Source organism: Sphingomonas aestuarii (genome assembly GCF_054457155.1).
The window spans coordinates 424,035-439,154 of sequence record NZ_JBTKVV010000004.1; the positions used below are offsets into that span (position 1 = coordinate 424,035).

A 15,120-nucleotide genomic window follows, 5' to 3' on the forward strand; every position below is an offset into this window, starting at 1 on the left:
CCACGCTCATCGCCTGAATAACGCGTCGGCACTTGCGCGATGGTTAACGGCGGCTTCAATCTTTTGCCGACATCGCGCGACCTCCCCCTCAAGCGCGGCGATGCGCGCTTCCAGCTCGGCGACCGACAGCGGATCGAGATCCTGGCGCGCGAGCAGCGACACCGGATCGTCCTTGCGTGTCGGAAGCGCGTCGTCGGGGGTCATGAACGGGAGGTTCGGCTGCATTGGCGCGCGTGTCAACGGCTAGCCCCCATTCAACCCCATAAAATCCGTTCGTCCGAGAAGATGGGCAGGTAATTCCATATCATTCGCCCCCTTGACGGACCCTTGGCGCGGCTCGCAGGTTCGTGCCAAAGAGAGACTGGTTCGCTTTGGGGGCTCCACGCAGACATGACCTTACCGACGACGATGCGCGCCATCGACCCGGAGACGCCGGGCGGCCCGGACGTGCTGAAATGCGTGGAGCGACCGGTGCCGCAAGCGGGGCCGGGCGAGGTGCTGATCCGTGTCGCGGCGGCGGGCGTCAACCGTCCCGATGTGATGCAGCGCAAGGGGCTGTACCCGCCGCCGCCGGGCGCGCCCACCATTCCCGGTCTGGAAGTCGCCGGCGAAATCGTCGCGCTGGGCGAGGGCGTGGAGCGCGACATGATCGGCCAGCCGGTCTGCGCGCTGATCGCGGGTGGCGGTTATGCCGAATACGCCGTCGCGCCGGTGGGATCATGCCTGACCGTGCCCGAGGGCCTGCCGATGGCCGAGGCCGCCGCGCTGCCCGAGACGCTGTTCACCGTGTGGACCAATTTGTTCGAGCGCGCCTACGCCACCGAAGGCGACTGGGTGCTGGTGCACGGCGGGACCAGCGGCATCGGTACGATGGCGATCAGCCTGTGCCGGCTGTTCGGGATCAGGATCGTCGTCACCTGCGGTTCGGACGACAAGGTCGCAGCGGCGAAAGCGCACGGCGCAACCCATGCGATCAATTACAAGACGCAGGATTTCGTCGCTGAAGTGTCGCGGATCACGGGCGGTCGCGGGGTCGATGTCGTGCTCGACATGGTCGGCGGCGATTACGTCCCCCGCAACCTGCAATGCATGACCGAGGAAGGTCGTCATGTGTCGATCGCGGTGCAGGGCGGCGCGATGGCACAGGTGCCGTTGTTCGAGGTCATGCGCAAACGTCTGGTCCTGACCGGATCGACGCTGCGCGCGCGCGACAATGCGTTCAAATCGCTGGTCGCGGATGAGCTGGCGCGCAACGTCTGGCCTTTCGTCCAGTCCGGGCAGTTGCGCCCGGTGATGGACCAGCGTTTCCCGCTCGAACGCGCCGCCGACGCGCACGCTCGGATGGACGCAGGGGACCATATCGGCAAGATCGTATTGACGACCGGGTTTTGACCCGCCGAATTTTGACTCGAACGGCCAACGCCCTAACCTGACAGGCGAATCGCTTTGGGGGGAGTGGGGTGTTCGCGTTTCTGGGTGCATCGGCGAACATCGCTTTCGTGTCCGCACTGATCCTGATGGTCCTGATCGGGATCGTCCATGCGATCGGGCTGGGCGGCGATTTCGAGGCCGATGCCGATGTCGACCTGGATGGCGGTGCAGGGCTGCTGAGCTGGCTGGGCGTCGGTCGGCTGCCGCTGCTGATGCTGATCGTGCTGTTCCTGGGCGTGTTCGGGATCGTCGGACTGGTCGGCCAGCAATTGATGTTCGACCTGACCGGTGGATTGCTGACTCCGTGGATCGCGGTGCCCGCAGCCGCTGCCGCCGCGTTGCCGCTGACGGGGATCGGCGCGCGTGGCCTTGCCCGCATCTTGCCTCGCGATCACACCACGGCGGTGCCGCTTGAAGTACTGATCGGGCGGAGCGCCACGATACAGGTCGGGCGCGCCACGCAAGGATCGCCGGCCCGCGCCCGCGCCGAGGACCAATATGGCCAGGCACATTTCATCATGGTCGAACCCGATAATGACGGACAGAGCTTCGTCGAAGGCGAACGCGTACTGATCGTCCGCCGCGAAGGCGACACATTCCGGGCGATTTCGCGCGGCGACCATCATCTTCCGCGACTGGAGCTGTGAACCGATGAACGATCTCGTGACGAGTAATGGGGGAGGATCCGTGGTGCCTTATCTGATCTATGCGGGCGTCGGCCTGCTGACCTTGCTGATCCTGGGGTTCATCATTGCCCGCCTCTACAAGCGCGCATCGAAGGAAATCGGGTTCGTCCGCACCGGCTTTGGCGGGGAAAAGGTCGTCATCAACGGCGGCGCGCTGGTGTTGCCGGTGTTTCACGAGACGATGCAGGTCAACATGAACACCGTCCGGCTGGCGGTCGAGCGCAAGAACGCGGATGCACTGATCACTCTCGATCGGTTGCGGATCGACGTGAAAGCGGAATTCTATGTTCGCGTGAAACCCGATTCACAATCCATCGCGACTGCAGCACAGACGCTCGGCCTGCGCACGATGAACCCGGAAGCATTAAAGGAACTGGTCGAAGGCAAGTTCGTCGACGCGTTGCGTTCGGTCGCAGCCGGCATGACGATGAACCAGCTGCATGAACAACGTGCCGATTTCGTGCAAAAGGTGCAGCAAGTGTCGTCCGCCGATCTGGCGATGAACGGGCTGGAACTGGAATCGGTATCGCTGACCGGGCTCGACCAGACCTCGATCGAGCATTTCAATGCAAATAATGCGTTCGACGCCGAGGGTCTGACCAAACTGACCGAGCAGATCGAATTGCGAAAGAAAGCGCGCAACGACATCGAACAGGAAACGCGCGTTCAGATCGAAACCAAGAATCTGGAAGCCGCGCGCCAGTCGTTCCTGATCGGCCGGGATAACGAGTTCGCGCGGCTGGAGCAGGAGCGCGAGGTTGAAATGCGTCGCGCCGAACAGATGTCCGAGATCGCGCGCGAACAGGCCGTGCGCCAGCGCGAGGCCGACGAAGCCAAGATCGAGGCGAAGAAAAAGATCGACAGCCAGCAGATCGAGGCCGACCGTGCGGTGAAGGAAGCGCGGATCGCGCAGGAACAGGCGCTGGAACTCGCGCGTCAGGAACAGCAGATTGCGGTCCAGAACAAGAGCCGCGAGGAAAGCCAGGCGCGTGCCGAGGCCGACGAAGCCCGAGCCAAGGCGGTGGCTGCCGAAGAACAGGTCACAACCTCTCGCGAAACCGAAGTCGCCGAGCGGACCAAGCGGATCGAATTGATCGACGCCGCGCGCGAAGCCGAACGCGCCGCGATCAGTGTACGGGTCGAGGCAGAGGCCGAGAAGCAGGCGGCGGCCGACCGGGCAGAATCGGTGCGCGTGGTCGCTCAGGGCGAAGCCGACGCCGCCAAGTTGAAGGCCGAGGCGGACAGAGTCCGCTTCGAAGTCGAGGCGGCGGGTCAGCGTGCGGTCAACGAAGCCGCCAACATCCTGTCGTCGGACCAGATTTCGCTCCAGACCAAGCTGGCGCTGTTGAAGGTCATGCCCGAGTTGGTGCGCGAAGCCGCCAAGCCGATGGAGGCCATCGATTCGATCAAGATCGTTCAGGTCGATGGTCTGACCGGACGCGGCGGTGGCGATGCTGCGAGCGTGACGGCGGGAGAGGGCGACGCCAATCTGGCCAGCTCGGCCGTGTCCGCGGCGCTGCGTTACCGCGCACAGGCCCCGGTGCTCGATGGTTTGATGAAGGAATTGGGGTTCGACGGCGGTTCGCTGGACAGCCTGGTCAAGGGAGCGGCAGAGGCGTCGCAGGCGATGAAGTCCAGCGACGCTGCGCCTGCGCGTCCCACCGCTCGATCGGCTCCGCGCCCGCAACCGCCAAAGCCTGACCCCAAATCGTAACGCGGATCGGATCAAACCGTCACATAAGGCGGGCATAGTCTCCCCAGGCAAGGGCTGGGGAGCACCCGCATATGGCGACCGTCACGCGGTTACCGTTCGATCTGTCGCAGGTCGAATTCCCGAATGAACCGTCGATCCCGGAAAAGACGATTACCGAGCGGCGGCGGTTTCGGACGATCTGGATTTCGGACGTTCATCTCGGAACACGCGGCTGCAATGCCGAATTGCTGATCGACTTTCTGGATCATGTCGACAGCGAGCAACTGTATCTGGTCGGCGACATCATTGACGGCTGGCGGCTCAAGAAGAAATTCTATTGGCCCGCCTCGCACAACGACATCGTCTGGCGCGTGTTGAAGCGGGCCAAGCGGGGAACGAAGATCACCTATATCCCCGGCAATCACGACGAGATGTTCCGGCAGTTCACCGGCCTCAATTTCGGCGGGGTGCAGATCCGGCGGCAAGCGGTGCACACTACCGCCGACGGGCGACGCCTGCTGGTGCTGCACGGCGACGAATTCGACGCGATCATGCTGTCGCACCGCTGGCTCGCCTATCTGGGCGACGCGGCCTATCATGCGATGATGGTGCTGAGCGGCTGGGTCAATTTCTGGCGGCGCAAGCTGGACCTGCCCTATTGGTCGCTGTCGAAGCACGCCAAGCACAAGGTCAAGAACGCGGTCGAGTTCATTTCCGATTTCGAGGGGATCGTCGCGAAGGAGGCAGGTTCGCGCGGTGTCGACGGGGTGGTCGCGGGGCACATCCACACCGCCGAGATGCGGACCATCGACGGCGTCGAATATTATAATGACGGCGACTGGGTCGAGGGCTGCACCGCGCTGGTCGAGCATTTCGACGGGCGGATGGAAATTCTGCACTGGGCGGATGAGGTCGCGAAACGCGACGCGCCGGTGGTGCTGGTCGAACGGGCGGCGGCGTGATGCTGTCCTATACCCACCCTCAACTCCATCCGTTGGTTTCGAGCGAAGTCGAGAAACGTGGGCTAGGCGCTTGGGGTGCGTTTCTCGACTTCGCTCGAAACAAACGGCGGGGGAGGTCGTGCGAATGAAGATCGCGATCGTCACCGATGCGTGGTCGCCGCAGGTCAATGGCGTGGTCCGCACGTTGCAATCCGTGCGCGCGGTTCTGGAAGGGCAGGGGCATGAGGTGCTGGTCATCTCGCCCGACCTGTTCCGGTCGGTGCCCTGCCCCACCTATCCCGAAATCCGGCTGGCGCTGGCGGGGAGCGGGCGGGTGGGCGACATGCTGGCGATGTTCGCGCCCGATGCGATCCATCTGGCGACCGAAGGGCCGCTTTGCGTCGCGGCGCGGCGCTGGTGCCTTCGGCGCGGATTGCCGTTTACCACCGCCTATCACACCCAATTCCCGGATTATGTGTCGGCGCGCTCTGGCGTGCCCGCGGAGTGGGTCTGGCGATACATCCAGTGGTTCCACCGGCCCGCTCAGGCGATCCTCGCTTCCACACCGTCGATCCGCGCGACGCTGGTCGATCACGGCCTGGATCGGGTGCGGCATTGGGGGCGCGGCGTCGATCTGACCCATTTCCACGATCGCGTCCGCCCGCATCCCAGCTTGTTGCACTTGCCGCGCCCGTTGCAGCTCTATGTCGGGCGGGTCGCGGTCGAAAAGAATATCGAAGCGTTTCTGGGAAGCAGCCATCCCGGTACGAAGATCGTCGTCGGGGACGGTCCCGCACGCGAGAAGTTGGCGGCGAAACATCCCGGCGCGATCTTCATGGGCGCGCGGTTCGGCGGTGAGCTGGCGAGCCTCTATGCCGCTGCCGACGTGTTCGTCTTTCCCAGCCGCACCGATACGTTCGGACTGGTGATGATCGAGGCGCTGGCGTGCGGGACGCCGGTTGCGGCTTATCCGGTGACCGGGCCGGTGGACGTTCTGACGCCCGCGACCGGTGCGATGGACACCGATCTCGACCGAGCGATCGCCGCCGCCCTGACGCGCGATCGACGTGCATGTGCCGACTATGGGCGCGGCTTCACCTGGGAAGCGAGCGCGGCGCAGTTCGTTGAGGCGCTGTCGCCGCTGCCGGGATTGGCGCTCGCCGCGTAATCGCGTGCGATCCTCCTTGCCCTTCGCCACCGCAGCGACTAAATCGACGGTTACACGAGGTGGCCGCTCCGGGTAGGGGCGGCCCTTATTGTTTCACGGAGATTTGATCGTGGCCCAGCCGCTGATGCCCCATGCGACCGCTTCCTGGCTGGTCGACAACACCGCGCTCTCGTTCGAGCAGATTGCCGATTTCTGCGGCCTCCATATCCTGGAAGTGCAGGCGATCGCCGACGACACCGCCGCAACCAAGCTGACCGGGCGCGATCCGGTGCGTGCGCACGAACTGACGATGGACGAAATCGAAAAGGGTCAGCAGGATCCCGATTACCGGCTGGTCATGTCGAAAGGCCCCGAGCAGGTCCGCCGCACCAAGGGCCCGCGCTATACCCCGGTGTCGAAACGCCAGGACAAGCCCGACGGCATCGCCTGGATCATCCGCAATCATCCCGAAGTGTCGAACGGCGCGATCGGCAAGCTGATCGGCACGACGCGCACGACGATCGACGCGATCCGCGACCGCACCCACTGGAACATCGCCAACATCACGCCGAAAGACCCCGTCACGCTCGGCCTGTGTTCGCAGCGCGAACTCGACGCGCTGGTGGCAAAGGCCGCAAAGGCCGCGGGGATCGAAGCCCCGGTCGATACGCGGCTGGAGGGTGACCGCGAGGCGCTGATCACCGAATTGCGTGCCGAGCGCGAACGCGCCGCGCACGAAGCCGAACATGCCGGCGATGCCGAAAACGCCGAGACGACGCGCACGCCGGGCATCCCCGCAGGCTGGGCAGATCCGTTCAAGCGCTGACTTGCGCATCCTGCAATCACTAGCGAATTTGGCGGGCGTCCCCCTTGAAGGGGGCGCCCGCTTCCCTATCTGATCCCTTGCGGACCGGGCCCCTCTGGCAATCCTAGCGGTTGCGATGTCGGACGTATCGAGCGCGCTCGGTGGTGTCGGCCCCTGTCCCCTCCCTGACCGACATTGCCTGAGCGCCTCGATTTCCGCCCGGTTCCCCGCGCTCCGCTTGACGGCATAGGCATTCTCGTTCCCAGTCCGTTCCAATGGATCAAGGAGGATGCGAATCGTGGCCGATCAACTGATTCTCTACACCAACCCGATGTCGCGCGGCCGGATCGCGCGCTGGATGATCGAGGAAACCGGCGCGCCCTATGAAGCGGTGCTGCTCGGCTATGGCGGCACGATGAAAGACGCCGATTATCTGGCGATCAATCCGATGGGGAAGGTGCCCGCGATCCGGCATGGCGACCGGATCGTGACCGAATGCGCGGCGATCTGTGCTTATCTGGCGGAGGCATATCCCGATGCCGGTCTCGCTCCAAAGCAGGCGGAGCGCGCCGATTATTACCGCTGGATGTTCTTCGCCGCCGGGCCGGTCGAAGGGGCGATCACCAACCGGTCGCTCAAGGTCGAGCCGACCGACGAGCAGAAGATGATGGTCGGTTACGGTGACTACGACCGCGTGGTCGATGTGCTGGAAAAGGCGGTGTCGGCGCACCCCTATATCGCCGGCGACCGCTTTACCGCGGCGGACGTCTATGTCGGCAGCCATGTGATGTGGGGCACCCAGTTCGGCACGCTCCCCAAACGCGATGCGTTCGCGGCCTATGCGGCGCGGCTCTCGGAGCGGGCGGCATACAAGGCGGCAGGCGAGAAGGATGATGCAGCGATGCCGAAGGAGGGGCAGGGGTAAGCTAAGGCAGCCACAGCATTTGCGGTTCGACTGGTTTTGGGTGGTTTGCGGAATGGCGGCTATTCGACGGAATCCAATACCATCAGCCATGCGGATTAGCGTTGACGTTCCCCGGTAGAGCTAACCAATGAACCAGTTCCGGGCGATATTCCTCATCTTTTTCGTTCAAGCCACAAAGTCCCTGCGGCAAATCGATATAAAGGAAAATCTCTGCATAGTGACCATCCTCAACTCCATCATCGAAAAAAAGCTTCATATGCACGGGGTGGTCAGCAATAAGGGTAGGGTTTGATTGGATGCCTACGGCAAGGCAATTGAGGCTTTGGCAGAAATTCCATCCCTTACTCAAAAGGATGTCACGGGGTTGAAAGGGCTTAGACAACCAGCCTGTTCGTTTTTTGGGTGGTGATGAGATCCCATAATACTCAGCCAATAGTGCCAATAGTCTGTCGCTGTCATGGCCGCGTGTTCGCAGTGTCACTGGCCCCCAAAAGCTATGAAAGGCGTCATCCTCATCACTATCGCCTTGCTCTTTCCAGCCGACCACTGGTATCTCGACAGCAAAGCCTACGGGCTCATATGGCGTAGCACTGGCACATAATCCTATGCGCCAAGTCGATGTGCTCTTATCAAAAGCTTTGTCGACGACCTCAAAAGTCATGTCGCACAACGGAGGCAGGCCGTCGCCAGTATCTTCAAGATTGCAGAATACATGCATTTTCTGACACTCGGGCACACCAGATGAGCAGTAAGTTGCAGCTTTCAGGCGAGCAGGCAAGTGCGCCCAAGGACTGATTCGGGGTCGTTAGCCGACGTTACCCATGGGCGGTTTAGGCAAAAGTCGAGGCGAGCGTTCCGGAAGCGAATGACTTCGCCCAACCTTATGCTTAGCGCTTTACGCTCGGGTATCTCGCAGCCAGAAAAACAAAAACCCAGCCAAACCGCATGGTCTGGCTGGGTTTGTGGTGGGCGCGGCAAGGATTGAACTTGCGACCCCTGCGATGTCAACACAGTGCTCTACCACTGAGCTACGCGCCCGAGAGGCGGGGCATTAGCCGGGCCTCGTTCGGCTGGCAAGGTGCATTGTGACCTTTTTTGACGAACCGCCTAATTGCTGCTGGGCAGCTTCACATTTTCGAACAGGCGGTCGACCTCCAGCACCAGGTCGCGCAGGTGGAACGGTTTGGACAGGACGCGCGCCTGCGGCATCGCTTGCCCTGCCTTCAGCGTGACGGCGGCGAAACCGGTGATGAACATTACCCGCATCGCGGGCGCGATGTCGCTCGCCTTTTGCGCCAATTCGATGCCGTCCATCTCCGGCATGACGATATCGGTCAGCAGCAGGTCGAACGGCTCGGTTTCAATGAGCGGCAGCGCGGCGGTGCCCCGATCGACCGCAGTCACGGCGTATCCGGCGCGCTCCAGCGCGCGCGTCAGATATTCGCGCATCACCTGGTCGTCTTCGGCCAGTAAAATTCTGAACATGCCCATCCCGCGCGCTCGATTTGGAAGGGCGCATTCTATGCGCGCATCCCTTAAGATTTTCCAGTGCGCTCGGCGATTGTGCGACGGGACGTGCGGTCATAAGCTGAATGCGTGGACCCCGAACGCTGCCCATCCTTCGACCGTTACGGACCCGCCGACCCGGCATCGCCGGTGATCCTGTCGGTGCCGCACGCCGGGCGCGACTATCCGCCCGCGCTGATCGATGCGTTGGGCGTGCCGTTCGACCAGTTGCTGCCGCTGGAGGATCGCCATGTCGATCGCGTCGCATTGCTCGCACGGCGCGACGAGACGTTGTTCGTCGCACGCCGTCCGCGCGCATGGATCGATCTCAATCGGGGTGAGCATGAGCGCGATCCGGCGGTCGATCTGGGCGCCGATCCCACGGCGCAGCCGGGCGGATCGTCGAAGCTGCGGAGCGGGCTGGGCCTGGTCCCGCGGCGTGCGAGCGGGACGACCGCCTTGTGGCGACGCCGCTTTGCGGCTGCCGAGGTCGATGCGCGGATTACCGGGGATCATCGGCCCTATCATGCGGCGCTATCGACAGCGCTGCGGTCCGCGCGCGAACGCTTCGGTCGCGCGGTGCTGCTCGACATTCATTCGATGCCGCCGATCGAGGGATCCGATCCGGCGCAGCTGGTGATCGGCGACCGGTTCGGGCGATCGGCCAGTGCGCTGACGGTCGCGCTGGTCGAATCGGTCGTGCGATCGCATGGGGTGCGTTTCGGCCTCAACTCGCCTTATGCGGGTGGGCACATTCTCGACACCCACGGGCGGCCTGACCGGAGGATCGATGCGATTCAGATCGAGATTGACCGCGCGCTCTATCTCGACGCGGCACTCGATCGGCCCGGTGCGGGACTGGTGGCGACGGCGGCGCTGCTGCGATCGATTGTCGCGGCCCTGACCGAAGAAATCGTCTCGCTCCCCCTGGCAGCCGAATAAAAAACCACCCCGTGCGTAATGCACGAGGTGGCCAAGGTTCAGGGAGGAGACACACCCGGAGGCGTGCCGCACGATCCCGCGAAAGGGGGGGAACACGGGAACCGCGCAAGACCAATATAGGCAAGCTGCAACCGGCTTCAAGAGCTTTTCAACCATCTGAAAAACGCAAAGAAAAGGGGCGCGGCCAGTATGGCCGCGCCCCGTTCGATCTCGCTGCGGTGGTGCGCTTTACTGGACGGTTTCGACCGACTGGGCTTGCGAAGCGGTGCCGATCTGCGGTCCCTTGCCCTGGCGTTGCTGGCGGTTGAACACCTCGCTCATCTGCGACAGCGACATCAGGTGCGCATAGATCAGCGGCAACATGCCGTTCTGGTTCATCTTGCGCAGCTGATCGCCGCGCATGTCGCGCAGCTTTTCCTCGTTCACCATCTGGAATCCGCGATAGATGAACGGCTGTTCCTGGCCCGGCACGGTGATCGCGACTTCGCCCGCCATCAGCAGTTCGGCGTCGCGCAGTTCCTTCATGAACTGGGCGGTGCGTTGACCGGCCTGTTCGAACTGCTCGGAAAATTTCAGGATATTCTGAACGACTTCGGTCGGCTGACCGTCGCTGAACAGCGCTTCGCCTTCGGAAAATGCGCCGATCGAATCCGCAGTCGGATCGAAGCACAGCGACATTTCCTCGCTGTCCGGGCGCAACCGGGCGAGCATATAGGGATAGCGACGGATATAGGCGGGAACATAGACGTCCTGCTCGATCAGCGCGCCTTCGTCGTCGATGAAGGTATTCACGCCTTCGTTCAGCCCCATCAGCACCAGCGGGATCGCGTCGTCGCCTTCGGAAAAGACGATCGGCATCCGACGCTGGACCAGCGGGAATTCCTCGACCGTCAGCGGGACGGCGTGGATTTTCGCGAGTTGAGGTGCCTTTTCGACCGCGCGGACGCGGTAATCGGCATGGTCGACGCTCGAAAGCGGCATCAGATCGTTATAGAGGATCGGCAACTGGTTCTGAGGCGCGCTGGCCATCTTACTCTCCGTGGAAACTGGATGGGGATTGGATCGTGCTATTGCGCAGCGCGTCTATTGATCGCGCGGCTTCGGCGCAAGCGTGACGAGCTTTCCGGGATTCATCAAGTTGGATGGGTCGAACGCCCGCTTGATCGCGGTGAGCGCCGCGATGCGGGAGGGCGGGCCAAGCCGCGCGAGTTCGCCCAGCTTCATCTGGCCGATGCCGTGTTCGGCCGAAATCGACCCGCCCGCCGCGACCACCAGATCGTGGACGAAGCGCGTGATTTCGGGGGCTTCGTCGGCATACCAGCGATCGCGGTCCGCGCCTGACGGTGCGCGCACATGGAAATGGACATTGCCGTCGCCCAGATGGCCGAAGCCCGTTGCGTGGGTGCCGGGATAGCGCGCCATCGCGGCGGCGGCGGCGTCGATCAGGAAATCGGGCATGCGATCGACCGGCACCGAAATATCGTGCTGGACCGCCGGGCCTTGCGCGCGTTCGGCCTCCGACAGCGAATCGCGGAGGCGCCAGAATGCCTCTGCCTGGGCTTCGCTGGCGGCGATCGTCGCGTCCTCGATCAGCGAGGACGTATGCGCGTCTGCCAGCAGGCGTTCGAGCAGGGCGGCGGGCGGCTCGTCGTCGGGATCGCTCGCCACCGCTTCGACCAGCAGGTGCCAGGGGTGGTCGCCCGCCAGCGGCGCGCGTGTATCGGGGATATGGGCGAGGACATGCGTCAGGCCCGATGCGGGGATGATCTCGAAACTCTCGACCGCCTGCGTGCGCCGTTCGAACAAGCGCAGCAGCTCGAGCGCGCAGTGCGGGGAGGCCACGCCCACCCACGCCACCGCGCGCGCGGCGATCGCGGGGGCCAGACGGAGTGCGGCGGCGGTGACGATGCCGATCGTGCCTTCGGCGCCGACCAGCAACCGGTCGATGTCGTAACCGCGATTGTCCTTTTTCAGCGCGGCGAGCCCGTCATGGACCGAACCGTCGGGCAGGACGGCCTCGACGCCCGCGACCAGCGAACGCATCGTCCCCCAGCGCAGCACCTGGGTTCCGCCTGCATTGGTCGAGACCAGCCCGCCGATGGTTGCCGAGCCCTTTGCGCCGAGCGTGAGGGGGAAACGCAGCCTGCGCTCGGCGGCAGCGTCGTGGAGGTTGGAGAGGATGACGCCCGCTTCTGCGACCGCGATGCTGCCGACCGGGTCGACCGAGCGGATGCGATCGAGGCGGCGGAGCGACAGGATCAGCGCCGACCCGTCGGCAGGCGGGGTCGCGCCGCCGACCATCGATGTGTTGCCCCCCTGCGGCACCAGCGCCACCCCCAATTCGTGCGCCATCCCGACGATCGCGGCCACGCCATCCCGGTCGGCGGGGGCGAGGATCGCTGCCGCGTCGCCGTGGAATCGCCCGCGCCAGTCGGTCAGCCACGGCGCTATGGCGTCGCGATCGGTGATCGCGGTGCGCGCGCCGAACCGCGCGTGGACGGCGTCGATCAGCTGTCGTTGGGCATCCTTTTGCATCGCGACCGTTGCTAGCATGTCGCAGTCGCCAGCGACAATTCATCGACTGTTCAACCGCAGACGCTACATCCGCACGGGTCGTGCAATCCCTGTCCTTTTCCCTGATCGCCGCCGTGACGGCCGCGCTGACCGCATCGTCGGCGCCGGAGCCGTCGATCGTGCTCGACCAGGATCGGTCGATCCGCGCGACGTTCAGCCAGCGGGTCATCATCCGCGTGCCCAAAATGGCACCGCCGCCGCGCGGCACCAAGCCGCCGAGCGAACAGAAATGGGAAGAACGCCGCGCGCCGCGCTGCATTGCGACGTCGCGAATCGCCGCTGCGGCGGTGCGCGACCGGCGTAACATCGACTTGCTCACCAACAATGGCGAGCGGATGCGCGCGCGGCTCGACAAAAGGTGCCCCAGCCTCGATTTCTATTCGGGCTTCTATATCCGCCAGACGCCCGACGGCCAGATTTGCGCCGATCGCGACTCGATCCGAACGCGATCGGGCGCGACATGCGAGATCGATGCGTTTCGGCGACTGGTCCCGGACGATTGACGCAACCGGGCATCACCGGCGTTTTCCTTGACAAAATGCGGTAAATCCGCGACGGCGCGAGCCGCTAGCACGGCGTGCGCAACCATGCCCCATTTCCGGATTACTTCATGAACTTTGCCGATCTCGGCCTTTCCGACGAACTGCTGCGTGCGGTCAATGAGTCCGGTTACACGGAGCCGACCCCGATTCAGGCGAACGCGATTCCCAGCGTGCTGATGATGCGGGACCTGATCGGCATCGCCCAGACGGGGACCGGCAAGACCGCGAGCTTCGTGCTGCCGATGATCGACATCCTGGCGCATGGCCGCAGCCGCGCACGGATGCCGCGATCCCTGATCCTGGAGCCGACGCGCGAACTCGCCGCGCAGGTGGCGGAGAATTTCGAGAAATACGGCAAATACCACAAGCTATCGATGGCGCTGCTGATCGGCGGCGTGTCGATGGGCGACCAGATGGCCGCGCTGGAAAAGGGTGTCGACGTGCTGATCGCGACGCCCGGTCGGCTGATGGACCTGTTCGGGCGCGGCAAGATTTTGCTGACCGGATGCGACCTGCTGGTGATCGACGAAGCCGACCGGATGCTCGACATGGGGTTCATCCCCGACATTGAGGAAATCTGCACCAAACTGCCAAAGAACCGCCAGACCCTGCTGTTTTCGGCGACGATGCCGCCGCCGATCAAGAAGCTGGCCGACAAGTTTTTGTCGAACCCCAAACAGATCGAGGTCGCGCGGCCCGCATCGGCGAACCTCAACATCACCCAATGGGTGGTCGAGACGAGTTCGGCAAAAAAGCGCGATACGTTGCGCCGCCTGCTGGGTGCCGAGGATGTGAAGAGCGCGGTGATCTTCTGCAACCGCAAGACGACGGTGCGCGAGCTGAACAAATCGCTCAAGCGGTCGGGTTTCGCCTCGGGCGAGATTCACGGCGATATGGACCAGTCGCAGCGCCTCGCCGAACTCGACCTGTTCAAGAAGGGCGAAGTCAACGTGCTGGTCGCATCCGACGTCGCCGCGCGGGGGCTGGACATCAAGGGCGTCAGCCATGTGTTCAATTTCGACGCGCCGTGGCACCCGGACGATTATGTTCACCGCATCGGCCGCACGGGGCGCGCCGGCGCGACGGGCGTGGCGTTCACGCTGGTCACCTCCGAAGACGCCGAGAATATCGACAATATCGAAAAGCTGACCGGGCATAAGATCGCCCGCTACGACGGCGTGACCAGCGCCGCCGATGCGCAGCAAGCGCGCGACGGCGAGGCGGAGGCCAAACCTGCGGCGAAATCGCGCAGCCGCGGCGGGCGCAAGCCCAAGATTGCTGAGGAAGTGCCGGCCGAAGCAGCCGAAGCACCCGTCGTCGAGCGCGAAGCGCGTCCGGCCCGTGAAGCCCGTCCACCCCGCGAGGCGCGCGAACCGCGCCCGCCGCGCGATGCGCGCCCGCCTCGCGAAGAGCGCGAATCCCGACCGGAGCGCAACGAACGCGACGCTCCGCGCCCGCGTCGCGGCCGCGACCGGCACGAGGATAACGAACCGGATGATGGCTGGAACGGCCCGATGCCCGCGTTCCTCGACGTGACGCTGGGCCGCTGAGGCGGGCGTCCCCTCAACCGTTCGTTTCGAGCGAAGTCGAGAAACGTGAACCAAGCGCCAGCTGAGCGTTTCTCGACTTCGCTCGAAACGAACGGGGGAGTTGGATCGAGTAACCGACGCCATCGCTTCTGCCTGCGCGGGTGCGACGAAAAAGTGTGAGGCAGGGGCGTGGACGACGACTTCCTCGAATACGTACCCATCGCCGCGGTCCCGAGCCCATGTGTCGGGGTGTGCCGGATCGATTCCGCCAGCCGGTCCTGCCAGGGCTGTGGCCGCACGCTTTCGGAAATCGCCGAATGGCCCGATGCCACCGATTCGCGGCGTCAGGCCATCCTTGATCGGATCGCCGCGAGCGAGGCATGATGTCGGCGCTCTGAT

The 15,120-nt window shown here is 64.0% G+C and carries 16 protein-coding genes and 1 tRNA gene; 11 read left to right on the forward strand and 6 right to left on the reverse strand.

Annotated elements, in window-relative coordinates; translation table 11 throughout:
• Nucleotides 1–6: 6 nt before the first annotated feature.
• A complete protein-coding gene (locus ACX0GZ_RS10460) occupies nt 7–204 on the reverse strand; it encodes a DUF1192 domain-containing protein (protein WP_458816108.1) in 198 nt (65 codons plus the stop codon).
• 186 nt (nt 205–390) lie between these two features.
• Between ACX0GZ_RS10460 and ACX0GZ_RS10465 the strand changes: the two genes are divergently transcribed.
• The 7 genes from ACX0GZ_RS10465 (at nt 391) to ACX0GZ_RS10495 (ending at nt 7,628) form a co-directional block, all read left to right on the forward strand.
• Nucleotides 391–1,392, forward strand: coding sequence for an NAD(P)H-quinone oxidoreductase (locus ACX0GZ_RS10465; protein ID WP_458816110.1), 1,002 nt, complete (start codon nt 391–393; stop codon nt 1,390–1,392).
• 107 nt (nt 1,393–1,499) lie between these two features.
• The gene (locus ACX0GZ_RS10470; RefSeq protein WP_458816112.1) at nt 1,500–2,078 is read left to right on the forward strand and encodes a YqiJ family protein; all 579 of its coding nucleotides are present in this window, start codon (nt 1,500–1,502) and stop codon (nt 2,076–2,078) included.
• A 4-nt stretch (nt 2,079–2,082) separates the two neighbouring features.
• Nucleotides 2,083–3,831, forward strand: a complete 1,749-nt coding sequence (locus ACX0GZ_RS10475; protein WP_458816114.1) for a flotillin family protein — start codon at nt 2,083–2,085, stop codon at nt 3,829–3,831.
• 71 nt (nt 3,832–3,902) lie between these two features.
• Nucleotides 3,903–4,772 (forward strand): UDP-2,3-diacylglucosamine diphosphatase, encoded by an 870-nt coding sequence (locus ACX0GZ_RS10480; RefSeq protein WP_458816116.1) that lies wholly within the window; start codon nt 3,903–3,905, stop codon nt 4,770–4,772.
• A 124-nt stretch (nt 4,773–4,896) separates the two neighbouring features.
• On the forward strand, nt 4,897–5,919 hold the full coding sequence (locus ACX0GZ_RS10485) for a glycosyltransferase family 4 protein (RefSeq protein ID WP_458816118.1): 1,023 nt from the start codon (nt 4,897–4,899) through the stop codon (nt 5,917–5,919).
• 124 nt (nt 5,920–6,043) lie between these two features.
• Nucleotides 6,044–6,724 (forward strand): DUF1013 domain-containing protein, encoded by a 681-nt coding sequence (locus tag ACX0GZ_RS10490; RefSeq protein WP_458816203.1) that lies wholly within the window; start codon nt 6,044–6,046, stop codon nt 6,722–6,724.
• Nucleotides 6,725–7,001: 277 nt separating this feature from the next.
• On the forward strand, nt 7,002–7,628 hold the full coding sequence (locus tag ACX0GZ_RS10495; RefSeq protein WP_458816120.1) for a glutathione S-transferase family protein: 627 nt from the start codon (nt 7,002–7,004) through the stop codon (nt 7,626–7,628).
• 82 nt (nt 7,629–7,710) lie between these two features.
• Here the strand turns inward: ACX0GZ_RS10495 and ACX0GZ_RS10500 are convergent, their stop codons facing one another.
• From ACX0GZ_RS10500 to cpdR, 3 genes are all read right to left on the reverse strand, one after another.
• Nucleotides 7,711–8,406, reverse strand: a complete 696-nt coding sequence (locus ACX0GZ_RS10500) for a hypothetical protein (protein WP_458816122.1) — start codon at nt 8,404–8,406, stop codon at nt 7,711–7,713.
• Between the two features lie 185 nt (nt 8,407–8,591).
• Nucleotides 8,592–8,666 (reverse strand) — tRNA-Val (locus ACX0GZ_RS10505).
• A gap of 69 nt (nt 8,667–8,735) precedes the next feature.
• On the reverse strand, nt 8,736–9,113 hold the full coding sequence (gene cpdR / locus ACX0GZ_RS10510) for a cell cycle two-component system response regulator CpdR (RefSeq protein WP_458816124.1): 378 nt from the start codon (nt 9,111–9,113) through the stop codon (nt 8,736–8,738).
• A gap of 111 nt (nt 9,114–9,224) precedes the next feature.
• Here cpdR and ACX0GZ_RS10515 point away from each other — a divergent pair, with 111 nt between their 5' ends.
• Nucleotides 9,225–10,076: an N-formylglutamate amidohydrolase gene (locus tag ACX0GZ_RS10515; RefSeq protein ID WP_458816126.1), complete on the forward strand. Its 852-nt coding sequence runs from the start codon at nt 9,225–9,227 to the stop codon at nt 10,074–10,076.
• A gap of 228 nt (nt 10,077–10,304) precedes the next feature.
• Here ACX0GZ_RS10515 and ACX0GZ_RS10520 read toward each other — a convergent pair whose 3' ends face one another.
• Complete coding sequence (locus ACX0GZ_RS10520; protein WP_458816128.1) at nt 10,305–11,105, reverse strand: SapC family protein; 801 nt, start codon at nt 11,103–11,105, stop codon at nt 10,305–10,307.
• A 54-nt stretch (nt 11,106–11,159) separates the two neighbouring features.
• Nucleotides 11,160–12,629 carry an FAD-binding oxidoreductase gene (locus ACX0GZ_RS10525; RefSeq protein ID WP_458816130.1) on the reverse strand — a complete coding sequence of 490 codons (1,470 nt, stop codon included), beginning with the start codon at nt 12,627–12,629 and terminating at the stop codon, nt 11,160–11,162.
• A gap of 62 nt (nt 12,630–12,691) precedes the next feature.
• On the opposite strand from ACX0GZ_RS10525, the gene ACX0GZ_RS10530 reads away from it, so the two are divergent.
• The 3 genes from ACX0GZ_RS10530 to ACX0GZ_RS10540 all read left to right on the forward strand — a co-directional run bounded on the left by ACX0GZ_RS10530 (nt 12,692) and on the right by ACX0GZ_RS10540 (nt 15,105).
• On the forward strand, nt 12,692–13,153 hold the full coding sequence (locus ACX0GZ_RS10530; RefSeq protein ID WP_458816133.1) for a hypothetical protein: 462 nt from the start codon (nt 12,692–12,694) through the stop codon (nt 13,151–13,153).
• A 107-nt stretch (nt 13,154–13,260) separates the two neighbouring features.
• Nucleotides 13,261–14,742, forward strand: coding sequence for a DEAD/DEAH box helicase (locus ACX0GZ_RS10535; protein ID WP_458816135.1), 1,482 nt, complete (start codon nt 13,261–13,263; stop codon nt 14,740–14,742).
• A gap of 168 nt (nt 14,743–14,910) precedes the next feature.
• Nucleotides 14,911–15,105 carry a DUF1289 domain-containing protein gene (locus ACX0GZ_RS10540; RefSeq protein WP_458816137.1) on the forward strand — a complete coding sequence of 65 codons (195 nt, stop codon included), beginning with the start codon at nt 14,911–14,913 and terminating at the stop codon, nt 15,103–15,105.
• Nucleotides 15,106–15,120: the final 15 nt, after the last annotated feature.

What these genes read in the sequence shown, in the direction of transcription:
- ACX0GZ_RS10460 (WP_458816108.1), bottom strand. Translation starts at nt 204, where the DNA reads ATGACCCCCGACGACGCGCTTCCGACACGCAAGGACGATCCGGTGTCG.
- ACX0GZ_RS10465 (WP_458816110.1), top strand. Translation starts at nt 391, where the DNA reads ATGACCTTACCGACGACGATGCGCGCCATCGACCCGGAGACGCCGGGC.
- ACX0GZ_RS10475 (WP_458816114.1), top strand. Translation starts at nt 2,083, where the DNA reads ATGAACGATCTCGTGACGAGTAATGGGGGAGGATCCGTGGTGCCTTAT.
- ACX0GZ_RS10480 (WP_458816116.1), top strand. Translation starts at nt 3,903, where the DNA reads ATGGCGACCGTCACGCGGTTACCGTTCGATCTGTCGCAGGTCGAATTC.
- ACX0GZ_RS10485 (WP_458816118.1), top strand. Translation starts at nt 4,897, where the DNA reads ATGAAGATCGCGATCGTCACCGATGCGTGGTCGCCGCAGGTCAATGGC.
- ACX0GZ_RS10490 (WP_458816203.1), top strand. Translation starts at nt 6,044, where the DNA reads ATGCCCCATGCGACCGCTTCCTGGCTGGTCGACAACACCGCGCTCTCG.
- cpdR (WP_458816124.1), bottom strand. Translation starts at nt 9,113, where the DNA reads ATGTTCAGAATTTTACTGGCCGAAGACGACCAGGTGATGCGCGAATAT.
- ACX0GZ_RS10520 (WP_458816128.1), bottom strand. Translation starts at nt 11,105, where the DNA reads ATGGCCAGCGCGCCTCAGAACCAGTTGCCGATCCTCTATAACGATCTG.
- ACX0GZ_RS10525 (WP_458816130.1), bottom strand. Translation starts at nt 12,629, where the DNA reads ATGCTAGCAACGGTCGCGATGCAAAAGGATGCCCAACGACAGCTGATC.
- ACX0GZ_RS10535 (WP_458816135.1), top strand. Translation starts at nt 13,261, where the DNA reads ATGAACTTTGCCGATCTCGGCCTTTCCGACGAACTGCTGCGTGCGGTC.